The sequence below is a fragment of the Streptomyces chiangmaiensis genome (assembly GCF_036281785.1).
GTDB lineage: Bacteria > Actinomycetota > Actinomycetes > Streptomycetales > Streptomycetaceae > Streptomyces > Streptomyces chiangmaiensis.
The window spans coordinates 1-1,472 of sequence record NZ_JAYWVC010000557.1; the positions used below are offsets into that span (position 1 = coordinate 1).

At 71.3% G+C, this 1,472-nt stretch carries 1 protein-coding gene; it reads left to right on the top strand.

The annotated features are described in order from the left end of the window. The first annotated feature begins 87 nt into the window (after positions 1–87). The gene (locus VXC91_RS45480) at positions 88–1,380 is read left to right on the top strand and encodes an APC family permease (RefSeq protein ID WP_329513192.1); all 1,293 of its coding nucleotides are present in this window, start codon (positions 88–90) and stop codon (positions 1,378–1,380) included. Positions 1,381–1,472: the final 92 nt, after the last annotated feature.

A 1,472-nucleotide genomic window follows, 5' to 3' on the forward strand; every position in this document is an offset into this window, starting at 1 on the left:
CTGGGAGCAGGCGTTCTCCACCGACGGCGGGCAGAGCTGGGAAACCAACTGGACCATGGACCTGCGCCGGGTCGGGGAGGTCTCGGCATGACCCAGGCGTCGGCCGCGCAGGAACGTTCGGCTCAACCGGCCGGGAGACTGACCCTCTGGCAGGGGGCGGCACTCTACATCGGCGCGGTTCTCGGCACCGGTGTGATCGCCCTGCCCGCACTGGCCATGCGGGCGGCTGGGCCGGCATCGCTGCTTGCCTGGCTCGGATTGGTCCTGTTGTCCGTGCCCCTTGCGGCCACATTCGCCGCGCTGGGCGCGCGTTACCCGGACGGCGGCGGCGTGTCCACCTACGGCCGGCATGCCTTCGGGGCGCGGGCGGCGGCGGTGGTCGGCTGGTGTTTCTACTTCGCCGTTCCTGCCGGTGCTCCAGCAGCGGGGATGTTCGCCGGCGCCTATGTCGCGACCGCGCTCGGTGGCGGTCGGCGCACGGTGGCGGTCACGGCGGCGATTCTGCTGATCCTCGTCGTGGTGGCCAACGGCTTCGGCCTGACCGTCTCAGGCCGCCTGCAACTCGGGCTCGCCAGTTTTCTTGTCACGCTGCTGCTGGTAGCTGTGGCCGCCGCGCTGCCGCACGCCCACCTGCACAACCTGCATCCGTTCACGCCGCACGGCTGGCCCGCGATCGGCTCCGCCGCGGCACTGCTGGTGTGGAGTTTCGCGGGCTGTGAGGCCATCACCCACCTGGCCGCCGACTTCCGCCGCCCGGCGCGCGACCTGCCCCGAGCCACCGCTCTGGCGGTCGCCGTCGTCGGCGTGCTCTACCTCGCCGTCGCCGCCACCAGCGTGCTCGTACTCGGTCCGGCCGCCGGCACCGCGGACGCACCCTTGGCCGAACTGCTCGCCCTCGGCATCGGCGGAGCGGTACCCGTGCTGGCTGCGGTCGCCGCGCTGCTGCTCACGCTCGGCACCATGAATGCCTACTTCGCCGGCGCGGCCAAACTAGGTGCCGCGCTCGGCCGGGACGGCGCACTGCCTGCCTGGCTCAGCCAAGGCAGCAGCGCCGGTGAGGTGCCACGACGCAGCCTGGCAGTCGTCTCGGGGCTGTCGGGCCTCGCTCTGACCGCCACCACAGTCGCCGACGTCGGCCCGCAGCCGCTCGTCCTGCTCACCGCCGGATCGTTCGTGACCGTGTACGCCCTGGGCACAGCGGCCGCCCTTCGCCTGCTGCCAGGCGGCAGCCTGCCCCGCCGCTCGGCACTGCTGGCGCTTGTCGCGGTCGCCATACTCCTCGTGATGACGGGCTGGTACCTGCTCTGGCCGCTGATCGTCACGGCGAGCGCGCTGTGTTACCTGCGATGGCGGCGTGCGGCAGGCTCCTTGCAGCGCTGAGCAGGCCACGACAACTGCGATGCCGGCTCAGGACACGAACCGCTGCTGAAGTATCAGATCCCCTAAAAGAACGGCGTTTGGGCCTTGGATGT